This window comes from Zobellia sp. 1_MG-2023 (assembly GCF_030549125.1).
Taxonomy (GTDB): Bacteria; Bacteroidota; Bacteroidia; order Flavobacteriales; family Flavobacteriaceae; genus Zobellia; species Zobellia russellii.
Window position 1 is genome coordinate 498,000 of sequence record NZ_JAUOSY010000004.1, and the last position, 17,134, is coordinate 515,133.

General features: G+C 37.9%; 13 protein-coding genes. 7 read left to right on the forward strand and 6 right to left on the reverse strand.

All coding sequences use genetic code 11. The features are described from left to right. Positions 1 to 121: 121 nt before the first annotated feature. Entirely contained in the window at positions 122 to 604 is a 483-nt protein-coding gene (locus Q4597_RS11505) for a hypothetical protein (RefSeq protein ID WP_303406330.1), read from the forward strand. 258 nt (positions 605 to 862) lie between these two features. Here the strand turns inward: Q4597_RS11505 and Q4597_RS11510 are convergent, their stop codons facing one another. Next, entirely contained in the window at positions 863 to 2,677 is a 1,815-nt protein-coding gene (locus Q4597_RS11510) for a hypothetical protein (protein WP_303406331.1), read from the reverse strand. A 286-nt stretch (positions 2,678 to 2,963) separates the two neighbouring features. Between Q4597_RS11510 and Q4597_RS11515 the strand changes: the two genes are divergently transcribed. From Q4597_RS11515 to Q4597_RS11525, 3 genes are all read left to right on the forward strand, one after another. After that, positions 2,964 to 4,085, forward strand: coding sequence for a BspA family leucine-rich repeat surface protein (locus Q4597_RS11515; RefSeq protein WP_303406332.1), 1,122 nt, complete (start codon positions 2,964 to 2,966; stop codon positions 4,083 to 4,085). Positions 4,086 to 4,385: 300 nt separating this feature from the next. Continuing rightward, entirely contained in the window at positions 4,386 to 5,912 is a 1,527-nt protein-coding gene (locus tag Q4597_RS11520; protein ID WP_408065836.1) for a sulfatase, read from the forward strand. A 343-nt stretch (positions 5,913 to 6,255) separates the two neighbouring features. Then, positions 6,256 to 8,577 carry a hypothetical protein gene (locus Q4597_RS11525; protein ID WP_303406333.1) on the forward strand — a complete coding sequence of 774 codons (2,322 nt, stop codon included), beginning with the start codon at positions 6,256 to 6,258 and terminating at the stop codon, positions 8,575 to 8,577. Positions 8,578 to 8,682: 105 nt separating this feature from the next. Here the strand turns inward: Q4597_RS11525 and mnmE are convergent, their stop codons facing one another. Further along, positions 8,683 to 10,080, reverse strand: coding sequence for a tRNA uridine-5-carboxymethylaminomethyl(34) synthesis GTPase MnmE (gene mnmE, locus Q4597_RS11530; RefSeq protein WP_303406334.1), 1,398 nt, complete (start codon positions 10,078 to 10,080; stop codon positions 8,683 to 8,685). Between the two features lie 139 nt (positions 10,081 to 10,219). Here mnmE and Q4597_RS11535 point away from each other — a divergent pair, with 139 nt between their 5' ends. Both Q4597_RS11535 and Q4597_RS11540 read left to right on the forward strand, forming a co-directional pair. Then, a complete protein-coding gene (locus Q4597_RS11535) occupies positions 10,220 to 10,672 on the forward strand; it encodes a hypothetical protein (RefSeq protein ID WP_303406335.1) in 453 nt (150 codons plus the stop codon). 134 nt (positions 10,673 to 10,806) lie between these two features. Next, the gene (locus tag Q4597_RS11540) at positions 10,807 to 11,172 is read left to right on the forward strand and encodes a DUF4870 domain-containing protein (protein WP_215440095.1); all 366 of its coding nucleotides are present in this window, start codon (positions 10,807 to 10,809) and stop codon (positions 11,170 to 11,172) included. 72 nt (positions 11,173 to 11,244) lie between these two features. On the opposite strand, the gene dnaN is transcribed toward Q4597_RS11540, so the two are convergent. The 4 genes from dnaN to Q4597_RS11560 all read right to left on the reverse strand — a co-directional run bounded on the left by dnaN (position 11,245) and on the right by Q4597_RS11560 (position 15,884). Further along, positions 11,245 to 12,363: a DNA polymerase III subunit beta gene (dnaN, locus tag Q4597_RS11545; RefSeq protein ID WP_215440097.1), complete on the reverse strand. Its 1,119-nt coding sequence runs from the start codon at positions 12,361 to 12,363 to the stop codon at positions 11,245 to 11,247. 130 nt (positions 12,364 to 12,493) lie between these two features. Then, a complete protein-coding gene (gldG, locus tag Q4597_RS11550; RefSeq protein ID WP_303406336.1) occupies positions 12,494 to 14,158 on the reverse strand; it encodes a gliding motility-associated ABC transporter substrate-binding protein GldG in 1,665 nt (554 codons plus the stop codon). Beyond that, positions 14,158 to 14,889 (reverse strand): gliding motility-associated ABC transporter permease subunit GldF, encoded by a 732-nt coding sequence (gene gldF, locus Q4597_RS11555; RefSeq protein ID WP_303406337.1) that lies wholly within the window; start codon positions 14,887 to 14,889, stop codon positions 14,158 to 14,160. The genes gldG and gldF overlap by 1 nt, the downstream gene beginning before the upstream one ends. Before the next feature lie 161 nt (positions 14,890 to 15,050). Next, positions 15,051 to 15,884 carry an S-adenosyl-l-methionine hydroxide adenosyltransferase family protein gene (locus Q4597_RS11560; RefSeq protein WP_215440102.1) on the reverse strand — a complete coding sequence of 278 codons (834 nt, stop codon included), beginning with the start codon at positions 15,882 to 15,884 and terminating at the stop codon, positions 15,051 to 15,053. 290 nt (positions 15,885 to 16,174) lie between these two features. Between Q4597_RS11560 and Q4597_RS11565 the strand changes: the two genes are divergently transcribed. Next, the gene (locus tag Q4597_RS11565; RefSeq protein ID WP_215440104.1) at positions 16,175 to 17,128 is read left to right on the forward strand and encodes a PhoH family protein; all 954 of its coding nucleotides are present in this window, start codon (positions 16,175 to 16,177) and stop codon (positions 17,126 to 17,128) included. Positions 17,129 to 17,134: the final 6 nt, after the last annotated feature.

Below are 17,134 nucleotides of genomic sequence, written 5' to 3' on the forward strand. Positions count from 1 at the left end.
TATAAAGTAACTAAAATTTATGGATTCAGCTTTAGAAAAGAAAACATAATGTTTTAGTACTATACTCAACTGAAACGTAAGCATCCATTTTAAAGAATTAAAAATATAACTTCTAATTACGATGAAAAAAAGTATTACACTATTGGTTTTATGTATGTCCATAATCTCTTGTTCAAAAAAAACGGACGAAACATTTGCCTACAATTTTGTAGAGAATGCTCAATTAAATATAGAGAGTAGTGAAGGATTTTACATGAAATTCTCCAGCATAACTGAGGGTGCTGATGTGGTATTTTCATATGAGTATAATGCTGCAGATGATGTTAATATTGCTGATGACGAATATTCAGAATATATTCGATTCCAGATTGACCCATTAACCACAGAATTCAGTTTTTCAGATGATGAACTCGAGGATATAAATGCAGTGTATTCCGAAAGTTGTTTTTGTGATTTTTCGGATAATGGAGAGAAAGACGTTCCGCCAAAGGGAACTATAAGTGGAAAGAAAATATCCGAAACGGAATGGGACATTACCATAGACGTAACTTTCTATGGGGATGAACAAAAAAGTGTTTCCAGTATTTTTAGACTGAAAAAATAAAGGAGAGCAGAAAAGTAACCTTTTAAGAAACTCATGTATTGAAGGATGTAGTTACAAATATCAAAGCCAATAATAAGGATTATGATTAAGGATAAAAACGAATCAAACTATTTCCCCACAAACCAGTTTTACATCAACTTCTAAGAGTTGTCTTAATTATAAAATATAGAATAATAGAGAAGCCCTACCATTCAAGGTAAGGCTTCTCTATTTTGGATTCTTATAGAACTTTGTAAAAGTATCTCCGTAAAATTAGGGTTAAAAAGTTACATTCGTTTCAGTTGTCTCAAGTTCCTCAGTTAATAATAATAGGGTAGTCCGTGACTCTTTTAATTGTTGTAGTGTACGGTTGTTATAGGAGGCTGTTTGGTCTTTTTCAGCTTTAAACAGCTGTTCATAATATGTAATGCCTTCCATCAGATTGTTGCTAAAGGACAACAGTTGCTTTTTGCCTTTGGTGGTAGGTATCATTTTATATTCCAAAATCTGTTCTTTGTAATATTCCAGGTAAATATACAGCTCCTTAATGAACATATGTGGGCGATTGGGGTGCGACATTACATTTGCCCTGCCATAAATATGATCTATCATTTCTTTTAGCGTAGATACTTTTGAAAAGTATGCCATATTGGGCCCTGGACAAACGGAAACACCCTCGCCTTCAATTTTTGTGTCCAGATTATAGGCAAGCAGAGCCGATGTTCCCAAGCCTACACAGGTGCAGGATTTCTCTGTAATCTTATGAAAATGGTAATCGTATTCAGCTTGCGATAAGTTTTTACTTTTAAGTTCTTTTAGTTTGTGATTTTGGTATTGACGGGATGCCGTGCAAAGTCCCTTTTCGTTAAAATCCTTGTTCAGCGCTACAAACTTTTTGGTGCAGGGACTTCCCGGTTTTCCATCGGCAATACGTGCCGCTTTTTCAACATCTTTTGTATTTCCTTTTAAACTGTGAAAAGGAATGCCCAATGGCGAAATATTGCTTAAGTACAGGTCTTTTTCCTTGGCCTTTGCCAATTGGTCTAAAGTGTCTTGGTCTACTGTTGTCGCTTCCGGGACCAAAAGAAAAGCGGAACCCCAACCTACGGAGTCCACTTGGTATTCGTCCAACAGAAATTGATGTTCCTCTGCTGTGCCAACGCCTCCCTGTGCCGTAATTTTTAAGGGTAGGGGTTCGTTAGGAACGGAACGCCCTTTCAATTGCAGTGAGCTAGTCAAAAGGTCAAAGATCGTATTTGTTAATTCTTGTCTGTTTTCCTTAAACATGTTTAGAATAGGCCCCATTAAATAGCCATCCGTAGCAAAGGCATGTCCCCCGCAATTGAGACCGGATTCTATACGGTATTCCGAAACCCATATGCCTTTTTTAGCCAAGAATTTTCCCTGAATCAGTGCCGAGCGATAATCACTTACTTTAAGAACAATTTTCTTTTTAATGTTACCGTTCCTGTCCGGATAAAAATCATCAAATTGTTCCAGATAGCTGTACAGTCTTGGGTTCATACCTGCGGAAAGGATGACGGAAGAATTCAGTTTGCTCTGTGCATATCCGCGTAGCGCAGCATGGGCATCGTTAAATTCTGACGTGAGCTTCTGTTTTTTAAAGTAATTGTCCTTGTCCACCTTCGTCATAATATTCACATCAATACTTCCCATGGGCATATGCTGTTTTACCCATTCCTTAATTTCAGAAAAATTAAAAGTGTGTTCAGAAAGCCGTAAAAATTCATTTTTAAAAGATGAACTGTCCGGTAGCATATTAAAATACGCCCGGATGCCATCAGCTGTTTCGGTAGTTGAGTTTTTAAAGTTCTCGAACTTTTCTTGGGCCAAGTCGTGAATCATATCTAAATACGAACTAATCCGTTTTGCCCTAAAATCTTCCTGTTTGTCCGTGATTTCCGTGTAGGGTAGATTATGCTTTCCTGAGTACATTTTCCGTAGCTTTTCCAAAAGAATATCATCTACCAGCGATATGACCGAGTCAATCCCGTATTGTGAAACTTTTAATGGAGAATCAATAGTAAAGCCAATGCCCATAACCGGAATGTGAAATGAATGTGCGTATGTCATAGAATATTTTTGTGGTGATTTAAGTGTGTAGAACAAATTCGCTTTTTGACAATAGCCAACAAAATTGGGATTTATGTAACTCTTAAAACATGATTTTAATCAGCTTTAAAAAACATGATTTGCTTCATGTAAAATAACTTAATAAGACGCATTATATATTTCATACCTAACATGAATGGCATACATATGTAGTAAAACGAATAATAAGTATGGTAGACAATAAGGTCAACTTTGAGCTCGTTATTTAGTTTTTTCGATTTAGAAATAATTTAAACTCAATTATAATATGTCCCATCTAAACGTTTTTAAAAGAATTATACTTGGCCTATTCGTACTCATTTTTGCCATTTCTTGTAGCTCGGACAGTGTTACTGAAGACATGCAGGTTATAGATGAAGAAACTATCTCTGAAAACCCAACAAATGAAGAAAATACAGAAGAAGAGAATTCAGAGGAAGAAGAGGAGGTTGTAGAAGAGGAGGAAGAGATAATAGAAGGTCCTCAAGATGACCCTTACGATGAAAATGCCTTTATAACTACTTGGGAAACCGCATATGAAACTGATGATATCTTGATTAGAACTAATCCAGACGTGAGTACACCATATAATTATACGGTTAATTGGGGCGATGGAACAATAGAAACAGGATTGAGTGAGAATGCTCGACATGAATATGCCATACCGGGAGTATATACTATACAAATAACGGGAGACTTCCCTGCAATCTATCAGCATAGTGACTGGAAATTGAACGCCAAAAAATTACGAACCGTGGAAAATTGGGGGGCAATTAAATGGGAGAGTATGAACCGTGCATTCAATAATTCTGAGAACTTAATATTCAATGCTACTGATGTGCCGGATTTATCCAAAGTTACGGATATGTATGCCATGTTCGCCAACGCTACGTATTTTAATAGCGAACTTAAGGATTGGGATGTAAGCCATGTTACGGATATGGGTTATATGTTCTTCGATGCAAATAATTTTAATCAAGACATTTCTACATGGGATGTAAGTAATGTGACCAGTATGACATATATGTTCTTCCATGCGAAAGAATTCGACCAAAACATTTCTACTTGGGATGTGGGCAAAGTTACCCTAATGCAGAATATGTTCTATGGCGCTGATGTTTTTAACAGTCCTATAGGAGAATGGAACGTTAGTAATGTAACAGACATGCACAGGATGTTTTTTGTCGCGGATGTTTTTAATCAAGATATATCTGAATGGGATGTAAGTAAAGTGACCAATATGGAGAATATGTTTAAAGACGCTTTATTATTTAGTCAAAACTTATCTGGATGGGCTACGGACAATGTTACGGAGTGCAACTCATTTTGGTATGGTAGTTCATTGGTAGAGAGTCAGCTACCAACGGCGGGAACTTGTTTTGGAGGTTAAACCAAACTAATTATAAGGTATAGATGTCCCCACATTGTTATTTTGTGGGGACATTTTTTATGGTACAAATGAATGAATTAGTTTTCTAAGATAGAGATGTTTTTCTTGTTGTATAAGGGCTACTTTTTTATTTAAGTTTTGGTAGTTTTTAGTAAATTACATTTTTAACCAAAACCGAGAACCTTGAAACACAAAGCATTTAAAAACCCACTAATTTATTTCCTGTTTTTTACCGTAACGCTTTCCTATTGTCAAACCAAAAAGAAAGGAAAAGTAGAACGGCCAAACATACTTTACATAATGTCCGATGACCATACTTCCCAAGCAATTGGGGCCTATGGCAAGAGACTAGCGCGTTTAAATCCAACGCCAACAATTGATCGCTTAGCTAAAGAAGGGATTTTGTTGGAAAATGCCTTTTGTACCAATTCAATTTGTACCCCGTCTAGGGCCAGTATTCTTACGGGTCAGTTTGGGCAAGTAAATGGGGTAGTGGACTTAAGTGGTAAATTAAGTCCGGAAAACCAATACCTGCCTATAGAGATTAAAAAACAGGGCTATGAAACCGCAATGATAGGAAAATGGCATTTAAAACATGCCCCAGAAGCTTTTGATTACTATAATGTATTACCGGGTCAAGGAGATTACCATAACCCAACACTTTATAGCAGGGAAGGCGGAGAAAAGAAAGAAATTCGTTTTGAAGAGGATTTGGTAAGAGAGGTGAATGCCACAACCTATGAAGGACATTCATCAGATGTTATTACCGACATCTCGTTGGAATGGTTAAAAAACAAAAGGGACAAATCCAAGCCATTCTTTTTAATGCATCATTTTAAAGCTCCCCATGATTTTTTTAAATATGCGCCTAGATATGAGGAGTATTTGGAAGATGTGGAAATTCCGGAACCATCCAGTATGTGGTATAATGGTAATAACGGATCTATAGCTACAAGAGGGGAGAACAATTCCCTTACAGATACTATTGGCTCCTCTATAGGACATAGAAATATAATTAGAAATATGGGAATGCATATGAAGATAGACCCCAGTATTCCTGATCCGGAGTATAAGAAATTAGCATACCAGGAGTATTTAAAACGTTACTTACGATGCGTAAAAGGTGTGGATGATAATGTGAAACGAATTTTTGATTACCTAGAGGCAGAAGGAATTATGGATAACACCATTATTATTTATACGGGCGATCAAGGTTTTATGCTTGGCGAACATGATTATATTGATAAGAGGTGGATGTATGAAGAGTCTCAACGTATGCCATTCTTAGTTCGTTACCCTAAAACAATAAAGGCGGGATCTCGTACGGATGCTATGGTCAATAATACCGATTTTGCGCCTACTATGATTGAAATGGCCGGAGGTAAAGTTCCTGATTATATGCAAGGGTCCAGTTTTAAATCTATTCTTGAAACAGGTAAAGAACCAGAAGGGTGGAAGCAAGACACCTATTACAGGTATTGGATGCACATGGCCCATAAGCATAATAATCCTGCACACTTTGGAATACGCACCAAAGACTATAAACTTATCTTTTATTACGGTAGAGATTATATGCAAAGGAATACAAATAAGCAGGAATGGGCCCATAACCCTGAATCTATGTCCGATTTTGTTACTCCGGTAGCCTGGGAATTCTATGATCTTAAAAATGACCCGGAAGAAATGGATAATAGATATGATGATGAAAAATATGCTTCTATTATTTCTGATTTAAAAGACCGACTTAAAACTTTAAGAAAAGAGGTAAAGGAAGACGATTCTCAATACCCTGAAATAGAAAAGGTGGTTAATGAAAATTGGAACTAGTTTGAATTAACAAGTAGGCGGTTATATATTTTAAATGCCCCATACTTAAGTCTTTTAAAGCTGAAGAATCATTTGATTGTTCAGCTTTTTAACTTTCTGTCATTTTCTAATTCAAGCGTTAGCTCTTAATTACCCTGGATAATTTTAAAATTTCCGGAAAAGGGTTGGTTATGTGATACTTTACGTAATTTTTCAAAACCGAAATAATTTATTGATAGTACGGTTTAGACAATATTTATCCCTAATTTTAGCCGCTAAATGTGCAATTTCTCAAATTAAAGCTAGAAGTAGTTTTAAACTTAATTTATTATAAAGATTTTACTTACAATCACTCCTTTTTAAAATGAATTTGACAAAAAATATCTTTGCAATTTGTACTGGCCAAGATAAAGGGGAGCTACAGAATCTTTTACGCCATTTACAATCTATAGAAAAAGACTACCACACCGCTATATGGAGTAATGATGCCATTGATGACAAGCAGCAATGGGAACCTATAGATGTAGAGCGATTGAACCATACGGATGTATTTCTGCTTCTTTTGAGTAATGCGTTTATGAATTCTGAATTTGTTGAAAACGATGAATTTAGAACTATTATAGACCGATATAAAAAGGGTGAGGCTAAACTAATCCCCATACTTCTAGATGATTGTTCGTGGAAGAACGAATTTACTTTTAGTCATTACAATTTTAATTTTGGAGAAGTACAGATCTTTCGCAAAGATGCTATTTCAATAGGGGAATGGAACCCAACGGATAAGGTTTTTACGCAGGTTGTCTATTTCCTTATGGGCTTGCTTAGCTCATCCATTAAAAAAAGTATTGCTACTGTAAGTACAGACGAACAGGGCATACTTAATTTGGGAGGAGAAGGTCAGATGGCAATTGATTTTGGTGAGGAAATAGTTGATGACAATAAAGCCAATAGAGAGAGCGCTTTTACAAAAAAGGTTGAAGCTAAAAGAAAAGTAGAAAGCGAGAATAGACTTCATGAGGAAGCTGAAGTAAAAGAACAGCTTAGAAAAGAGAAATGGTTAAGGCAGAAAGCGGAAAACCAGAGTAGAATTGAAAAAGAGATTCAGGCCAAAAAAATAGTTCAAGAAGAAATTCAGGAAAGTGAATTAGAAAAGGCTCGAATAGAAATAGAAGCAAAAAGACGAGAGCAAGTATTAAATGCGCTAAAAGAGGCTGCGCGGAAAAAAAGACATGAAGAAGCAGTAAATGCTCCAAAAAGAGTTTTAATAGGAAGTGGACTTGCAAAATATAACTATCGCTTTAATAATGAAAAAGAGGCACCGGCCTTAAGTGTAGTTAAAGAGGAAAGGTTTGTTACTAAAGAGTTAAAAACTCAAGTAGCGGTTGTAGAGAAAAGGGAGCGTGAAGTAATAGCGCCTCTAAAAGAGATACAACAACCAAAAAAACAAGAGGAAACGGTCCTGGTAGACCAAACTGTTACAAGAAAATCAGATCTGGCAAAATATAATTACCGGTTTGATAGCAAGAACAAGGTTGAAGTTGTAGAGGTAGTTAGAGAAGAAACTCGTCTCAATGAAGAGCCCGAAACCCAGTTGGCGGTAGAGGACAAAAAATGGGATACAATAGTTAAAACCTTGCGAGAGTTGGAGTGGGACAAGAAACTACATGAAAAGTTTGTAGCCCTTAAAAATGCAGCTACTGTACTCTTCGCAAAGTCTATTCATTTTTTCAATAAAAAGTTGAAGGTTGAGCCTCAAAATATTCAAGAAGAGAGAACGAGCAATGAAAAATTAAAGGTTTGGTTGGCTGTAGGGGAGAAGAAATGGGATGCAATAGTAAAAAGCTCACGAGAGGCGGAATGGGATAAGAAACTGTATAAAAAGTTTGCAGTCCTAAAGAGCGTAACTAAAAGTTATTTCTTTGCGGTAAAAGGCTTTGCTATCAAAAGTATTGCGGCAATTAATCAATTCTTTCAAAAAATTATAAAGAACATAGGTGCAAACAAAAAGAGAAAAATCCGTTCTGAGTTTTTAATTGCTGCTGTAGTTATTTTTGGAGTATTAACGTACCTGTTTGTTGGAGGTTCTGAAAAACAATCCTATACACTATCGGAAGTTGAGGAAGTAAAAGAAGTTTCTGATGCCAGTGTCTCTCCTGAAAGTAATCAAGAGAATCGCACAGCTGCTAACTTAGAAATAGAAGATTCCGCAAAAGAACCCTCTTCACTTGTTAAAAATAAGGAGGTAAAAGTAGTTTCTGACGCTGGTGCGGGAACTATAAATAAAAAGGAGAATCGCGCAGGGGGCACGTTAAAACTAGGCGTTGGGGATATGCATAACGAGGGTGTAATTTTTGCGATTGACCCATCCAGTAACACCGGAAAAATAGCATATTTGGAAGATAAAGGTCCAATGGCATGGAAAGATGCCATGAATATTCACGAACAATTAGGTGAAGGCTGGCGGTTACCCGAGCTAGATGAATTACGTCTCCTTTATAAAACTATTGGGCAGGGTGCAGACAACAAGGGTAAATTCGTAGCTGAGTTGTATTGGAGCGCTACGCCTTTTGATAAGCATCAAGCGCGTCTTGTAAAATTCAGCGATGGTAATGCCTCATATCACTATAACAGCTCAGGAACACATCGGAAATTTCGAGTTCGGGCTATAAAAGATGTCCAGCTATAGCTCGGGAGTCGAGTGCTAAGGTTATTACGAGCCAATCTTATTTTAGTGACACTCCATTATTATAATTAATATAGTTGATGGAGTAGAGGTAGGTGAAATTAGAATTTACTTCCCGATACAAAAGTTAGCAAAAATGTTACCCAACAGCTCATCATTAGTTACCTGCCCTGTGATTTCTCCTAAGTGATAAAGAGCCTCACGTACATCAATGGCCATTAGGTCGCTAGAAAGTTCTTCCTCCATGCCAAATTGTACTTTTTCAATTTCTTCCAATGCTTTAAGCAAGGAATTATAGTGGCGCGTGTTGGTCACTATGGTTTCATTGTTGCGCAACGCTCCGGTATTTACAAATTCCAACAGTCGGTTTTTGAGCTCTTCAACACCTTCACCTGTTTTGGCGGATAAGTAATTAACGGAATCTAAGTGCTGGGCTATTGTTTGTTTATCGCTCTCGGAAAGCGTATCGGCTTTATTGACCAATAAGAGAAGTGGTTTTAGCGGATTCTGGTTTTTTATTTTTTCAAAGTCGATGGTGATGTTTTTCAGTTTTTCCTCATCGGCCAGAATTTTAGAACCATCTACCAAAAGTAAAATTACTTGGGCCTGTTCAATCTTTTCAAAAGTCCGTTTAATGCCCATACCTTCCACCACATCTTGGGTTTCCCGGATGCCGGCCGTATCTATAAACCGAAAACCGATTCCACCAATGGCAATTTCGTCTTCAATGGTATCACGGGTGGTTCCGGCTATGTCGGAAACCAACGCACGTTCTTCGTTAAGAAAAGCATTGAGCAAGGTGGATTTTCCAACATTAGGTTCCCCAACAATAGCAACGGGAATACCGTTTTTAATCACGTTTCCTACCGCAAAAGAATCTATCAGGTTTTTCAGAACTTTTTGGATACGGGCAAGAAGGTCGTTAAACTGAGTACGGTCCGCAAATTCAACGTCTTCCTCTGAAAAATCCAGTTCCAATTCTATAAGCGATGCAAAGTTCAAAAGCTCGGCGCGCAGGCTTTTAATTTCGTTACTAAAACCACCTCGCATCTGTTGTATCGCAATTTGGTGGCTCGCGGCATTATCACTGGCAATCAGGTCCGCTACAGCTTCGGCCTGACTTAAATCCATCTTGCCGTTAAGGAACGCTCTCAGGGTAAATTCCCCTGCATCCGCTGTCCTACAACCATTTCTTAGAAACAATTGAATAATCTGTTGCTGAATATAGGATGAGCCGTGGCAGGATATTTCAACTACATTTTCCCCTGTGTAGGAATTAGGGCCTTTAAAGACGGAAACCAGAACTTCATCCAGTATTTTATCGTCTTCTATTATGTGTCCTAAACTAATGGTATGGCTTTTCTTTTTTCTTAAATCCTTACCATAGGCAGATTTAAAAAAAGCAGCGGCCGTATCTATTGCGGTTGCCCCGGAAATACGGATTACCGCAATTGCACCAGCTCCTGAAGGGGTGGCCAATGCTATAATATTATCGTTAGGAATCATCAAAAAGTTTTTGCAAAAATAGGCAAAAACAAGTAGATGGAAATTCTTTGCGGCACATCAAAAATTTATGGGCCGAATGTTTTTGAATAACGGAAAATAAGTACCTTCGTCCTCCATTAACTATTTAAATTATATAATTATGAAGATGCGATTAGTAACATTTGTGGTGATTCTTTTTGGGGTTACAACTTTTTCATTCGCGCAGGAAGAAGGAGAGGTTCAGATGGATTCAATTTCCCAGGTTGAGCAAGCGGAACGTGAGGCCAAGGAAATTAGAAAGCAAATAGAAGCGGCCGAAAAAGAGGCAAAAGCTGCTGAAAAAGAAGCAAAAGCAGCAAAAAAAGCGCAAAAGAAATCTGAAAAGGCCAATAAGAAATACGAAAAACTGACCGGCCAAATCAACTCCTTAAAAAAGGGATTGGAAAAGGACGAGAAGAAGGTTTCTAAGATCAGCGACAAAATGGAAGTGGACAAAATCAAAGGAAAACTTTCTCCTAATGATGTTGCCAAAATTGAAAAGAAGCTGAGCAAATTAAAAATGAACATAAACAAAAGCAGGGAAAAGCTGATCAAGTTGGAGCGAAAGCTTTAATTGCATACAAAAAAGTAATTCAAAATCCCGTAAGATACCGCTCTTACGGGATTTTTTCGTTTGCAAGTTCGGGTAGTTGTAACATTTTGTGTTTTTGTTCGTCTTATCTATAGAACCCCTAAAACAATCAAAAAATGGAAATCATCAATCAACAAAAAACACTTGAACAGAATAATCAATTATTGGTAATTGCACATTTATCGCAGTTCTTAACCTATATTACAGGTTTTGGCGGATTGGTAGTGCCGCTAATTCTGTGGCTAACGACCAAAGATTCCGTAACGGGTATGGATGAGCATGGTAAAGCTATTGTGAATTTTCAATTGAGCGTACTGCTAATTACCATTTTAAGCATCCCTGCCATATTACTTTTAGGTCTTGGTATCTTAAGTTTGATTTTTATTGGAATTGTAGCTTTTATTATGCCTATAGTAAATGCGGTAAGAGCCAGTAACGGTGAAAAACCGAATACATTTATGACCATTCCGTTTATTTCATAGAAGTGAAAACCTATATAATTAAAAAGCCCCAAGAAGAAATTCTTGGGGCTTTTATATTTTGGTGCATATCGTTTAGCTGTTCAGCATAACCGGCATTACAAGCATGGTTACGTGTTCACCTTCATCAAGTCCGTCAATAGGAGTAAGAATACCTGCTCTGTTCGGTAAGCTCATTTCCAATGATACATCGTCCGAGTTTAGGTTGTTCAGCATTTCGGTCAAGAAACGGGAGTTAAAACCAATTTGCATATCATCACCTTGGTAAGAACAAGTCAAGCGTTCCTCGGCCTTGTTACTGTAATCAATATCTTCCGCAGAAATATTAAGTTCAGCACCGGCAATTTTTAAACGTATCTGGTGCGTAGTTTTATTGGAGAAAATAGCAACCCTTTTTACGGAGCTTAAGAATTGATTTCTTGCAATAGAAAGCACATTAGGGTTCTCTTTAGGGATTACCGCTTCATAGTTAGGGTATTTTCCATCTATCAAACGACAGATAAGCTCTGTGTTTTCAAAACTGAACTTGGCATTACTGTCATTGTACTCGATTACTACGTCAGATTCACTGCCTGCTAGAATTCCCTTTAAAAGAGTTAAAGGTTTTTTAGGCATAATAAATTCGGCAACTTGTGAAGCTGTAACATCCGTACGTTGGTATTTCACCAATTTATGCGCATCCGTAGCAACAAAAGTTAAATTCTCCGGAGAGAATTGAAAGAACACACCGCTCATTACGGGCCTAAGATCATCGTTACCGGCCGCAAATATGGTTTTGTCTATTGCGGTAGCTAAAATGTCACCAAGTAGCGTAGTAGAGCTTGGGTTGGCCAGTTCTACCGCTTTAGGGAATTCTGCCCCATCTGCATACGCCAAAGCGTACTTACCGTGGTTAGAGCTAATTTCTACCGTGTTGTTATCTTCTACAACAAAGGTCAACGGTTGCTCAGGAAAAGTCTTTAAGGTTTCCAATAAAAGCCTTGCCGGAACGGCAATGGTACCTTGGTTATCCGAATCTACATCTAGTACGGAGCTCATTGTAGTTTCAAGGTCAGAAGCCGAGACCGTTAATTTGTTGTTGTCTAGGTCGAATAAAAAATTGTCTAGAATAGGTAGTGTGTTGCTATTGTTGATAACACCACCTAAAACTTGTAACTGCTTTAAGAGATACGTACTGGATACTATGAATTTCATAGGAGAATCGTTATTTCAATTTGTGGGATATAGTGTCTAAAATGTCTCGAATTTAAACCAAGTCTTCTAAAACCTGAATGAAACAAAGATATTTGAAATGCATTTTTTAGCGAAACAAACTTATTAACATCTAGGCCCCGTATTTACGTCTTCTAAAATAGTTGAAAAAAGCTCCAAAAAGAAGTGTCAACCCTATGGGAAGGCCAATATTTATTAGCTGCCATTTGGTTTTTTGGTCTGTCATCTTTTGTGCATCCAAAAAGGGTACGGCAACTTTTTTATTTCGAATGTTTATAAGTCCTTTTTCGTCTAAAAGGTAATTCAGGGCGTTTATTAAAAATTCTTTGTTACCATAATAGTTGTTCGTCCACTTATCATAACCCAATTCCAAAGGCCTATTATTTCGTATTTGATTACGGATAATATCTCCATCCGATACTACCAACATTTGGTTTTCTTTTCCTTTCTCCAAAGTGCCGTTTAACGATAAGGGCTTGACCCTATTGCTAAATGCCGATGTGAATTCCCCCGAAATAAGAACAGCCATAGGGTTGTTTCCTTTGTTATAGAGTTCCTTTTTGGGTGACATATTAATTACATCCAAATTAATTTGTTTGGGTGCGCCATCTAGTTTGGACAGGGGAGAACTGCTTAAGAGTACGGTCTTTTTATTGTTGTTGGCCAGCGTATCTATAGAATTGGCAAATTGAAACCGTAGTGCCTCTAGATTATTATTTATAGGATGGTCATTTTTAGAGAAAACCATAGGATTGTAAAACCAGGGCACAGGATTGTATTCGGAGGAGTTTCCTTCTCCGGAGGCAAGTACAATTTGGGTAAAATACATGTCGTTCACCAAATTGGGATTGATACGCACCCCGTATTTAAAGAAAAAGTCGTTTAGGTTTAAATCTCTTGGCAAAGCCATAGCAGAACCACTTTCATTGAAAAGACTATCTAGCTCCATATTCACTTGGTCTATGAGCCAAATGGATTTTCCGCCATTCACGATATATTGGTCCAATACATATTTTTCGGCATCGGTAAAAGCTTCTGTTGGTTTGGCGATCAGGGCCAGGTCGTAGCTTTTAAGCTGGTCTAGGGTTTTTTGAGGGTTGGTAGCCACGGAATCTAACGTTATGGCCCCAATGTTATAGTAATCTTTAATAGAGGTTAGGAAATCGGCTAGATAAATGTCATCTAGCTCTCCGTTTCCTTTTAGCACGGCAATCTGTTTCTTTTCCGTAATGTTTATTTTGGAAAAAGCATCGGCAAAGGCGTATTCCAAATGTTGTACAGAATTGTTCACACGTTCTTCCGTAGTAGCTCCTAGTTTGTTTTTCAATAATGGAACTTTTACCGTTTTGTTGTTGTAGTTGACCATGGCCCAAGGGAAAACTATTTCTTGGGAGGTCTTGCCGTTTTCTTCTACTGTAATCTGGGCGGGCGTCAATCCCAGAGACTGTAAATCGGTTATAGTGCCATCAATCTGTGCGGCGTCTTCAAGCGGGTTTACAAAACTGAACTTTATGTTGTTGTTTTTGGACTCAAATTCTTCAAGTAACTGACGCGTCTCCGTTTTTAGTTTAACAAATTCAGGGGGGAGGTTTCCGTCTAAAAGTACATCTATGATCACCGGGCGTTCAAAAGCCTCCACGGTATGAATTGCTTCTTCGGATAGTGTATACCTCCTGTCTTCGGTTAAATCAAAACGAGTATATAAGAAAGTGGCAGCGGCATTGATTACAACTAATGCAACAAGTGCTACAGCTATAGGGGTAAGGGATTTTTTCATTACCGATTGGTGTTTTTAAGTTGAACAACGGTTAGAAAAAGAAAGAAAAGCGTTAGCGTAATAAAATAGACTAGGTCACGAGTATCCAAAACTCCTCTTGCTACACTTTCAAAATGGTGCATCATGCTTAGACTTGCTATAGAAACCGAGGTATCTCCGCTTCCAAAAATGGTTGATAGACCTTCAAATCCGTAATAAAATAGAAAGCAGAGTATCAATCCCATGATAAAGGCAACAATTTGATTTTCGGACAACGTAGAGGTAAACAGCCCTATAGCAGTATAGCAACTCATTAAAAACAGCGTGCCAAAATAGGAGCCTATCACCAGCCCCATATCTAGATTTCCTACGGTAGTACCCAGTTGGGATATCGTGAGCACATACAGCAATGTGGGCACAAGTGCTATAATCCCTAAAGTAAGGGTTCCAAAAAACTTTCCTAAAACGGTCTGCCAGATAGAAAGGGGTTTAATAAAAAGCAGTTCTAAGGTGCCCAGTTTTTTCTCCTCTGAAAAACTCTTCATGGTAATGGCCGGAATCAGAAAAAGGAAGACCCAAGGCGCCAATAGAAAGAAGTTGCTTAAATCTGCAAATCCGTAATCAAAAATATTAAATGGGCCTTTAAAGACCCAAAGAAATAATCCGTTAAGGGTAAGGAAAAGCCCAATGACCAAATACCCTATGGGAGAGGTAAAGAACGATTGTATTTCGCGTTTAAAAATGGCAAGCATAGGTGACTTCAAATTATAAATGCTCCTTTTTTTAAGAACACTATAGAGTTAAGTTTGAGGTTGTTTTTCAGCTTATGTTAAAAAGCATAACATCAAATTTATAAACAATTTCAAATTAAACGGCAATTGTTGGCCACAACAGGGCTTGTTTTTTACAATTGTTATGAAAAAGTAATGGTGACGGTATCCCTAAAATCCAAGCCTAAGAGGGTGGAGGCGCCACCAACGGTATTGGAATCGCTTTTGTAAATAGCCAGTTGAATGTAGTTAGCGCTGTTGAATAAGGCCAAACGGTCTCCTGCTCCCTTACGTTGACTTTTATCCAAGTCAAAATTAATAATGTCGCTATACTTGTTATGGAGTTTGGTGAATTTTGTAGTACGAGCGGTAATTTCAAAATCCCGCCCCTTGCGGTACGCTTCAAAGAAGTTTCGGCTAATATTGGTCACCACGTTTCCATAAGCATCAATATAAATGACACTACCTATTATTTTATTGCCATTGTCCGTAACCGTGGGCGAAAATTCACGAAGGTCTTTCAGTTGGTCAAAAGGCCTCCCTACTACTTCCAATGTGCCTCCACGTGCAATATGGCAGGCCACCTGAACAAAAACGTCCAAGACGGGAAAAGAACCGTGGCTGGGGTTGGGAATATTTAATTCTACCACTTTTTCGGGCTGTATTTCGCTTGTAATCAAACCAATGACCCCGTTATTGGCGCTAATGAAATAATGTCCGTTCACCAGAACGGCTATATGTTGATTCTCCGGAGTGGGTTCAGAATCTACACCCACAATATGTATGGTTCCTTCAGGAAAATGTTTGTACGAATTCTCCAAAATATAAGCGCATTCTTGAATGTTGAAAGGGCTAATGTTGTGCGATATATCAACAATTCGGGCATCGCTAAGTTCTTTGTAAATGGTTCCCTTTAGGGTACCTACAAAATAGTCCTTAAGACCAAAATCTGTGGTTAGCGTTATAATCGGATTCATAAATTATTTTCATTTACATCAGGAAAAATAGGAGTTGGAATAACTTGAGGCAATGGGATAATGGGGCGTGAAACCGTAATGACCACGCTAAACCTGTGAAGAAAGGTGTGCAGGATGCTGTTAGAAAATAAATGAATTAGATTATTTAAGTTCGCTATCATACAGTAATGTTGATATGTTTTAGTTAGGCAAACTGAAATTTTCGTTAAGTTTGTTAAACAAAATTATAACAAAAAAACAGCCAAGCGAAATATTATGTTCACAGGCTTTCATTTTAACACCTCTACTTTTTGAACGAACTCATATTAGAACTTACCGAGATAAGCCCGAGGGAATTTTTTGGGCAACAGAACGAAAATATAGACCTGCTTAAAAAGTATTTTCCAAAGTTGAAAATAGTGGCGCGTGGAAGTAAAATCAAAGTCTATGGCGATGAAGAACTCTTAGAGGAATTTGAGCGCCGTTTTGATATGCTTACCGTACATTTTGGAAAGTACAACAAGCTAGATGAAAACATCATAGAAAGAGTGCTTACGAGCAATACCTCTTCGGACTATGAGTCTCCTGAAAATAGTGGGGAAACTTTGGTGCACGGTGTTAATGGCAGGTTGATAAAACCACAGACTGTTAACCAACGTAAACTGGTAGATGCTGCCAAGAAAAATGATATGGTCTTTGCTATTGGTCCCGCTGGTACGGGTAAAACCTATACCGGGGTTGCTCTTGCTGTTAAAGCGCTGAAAGAGAAACAGGTAAAGCGTATTATTTTAACAAGACCTGCGGTAGAAGCTGGTGAGAATTTAGGGTTTTTGCCAGGGGATTTAAAGGAAAAGTTAGACCCCTACATGCAGCCATTGTACGATGGACTAAGAGATATGATTCCATCGGAGAAATTGGCCCATTTAATAGAGAGTGACATCATTCAAATTGCGCCCTTGGCCTTTATGCGCGGACGTACGCTGGATAATGCTTTTGTAATTCTGGATGAGGCTCAGAACACTACCCACGCCCAAATGAAAATGTTCCTTACCAGAATGGGTAAGAACGCTAAATTTTTGATTACGGGAGACCCCGGGCAGATAGATTTGCCAAGAAGGGTTATTTCGGGTTTAAAAGAAGCCCTTTTGATTTTAAAGAATACTGAAGGTATAGAAATTGTTTATCTAGACGATAAAGATGTTATACGCCATAGACTTGTGAAAAAGGTTATTGACGCCTACAAGAATATTGAGCACCAGAATTAATAAAAT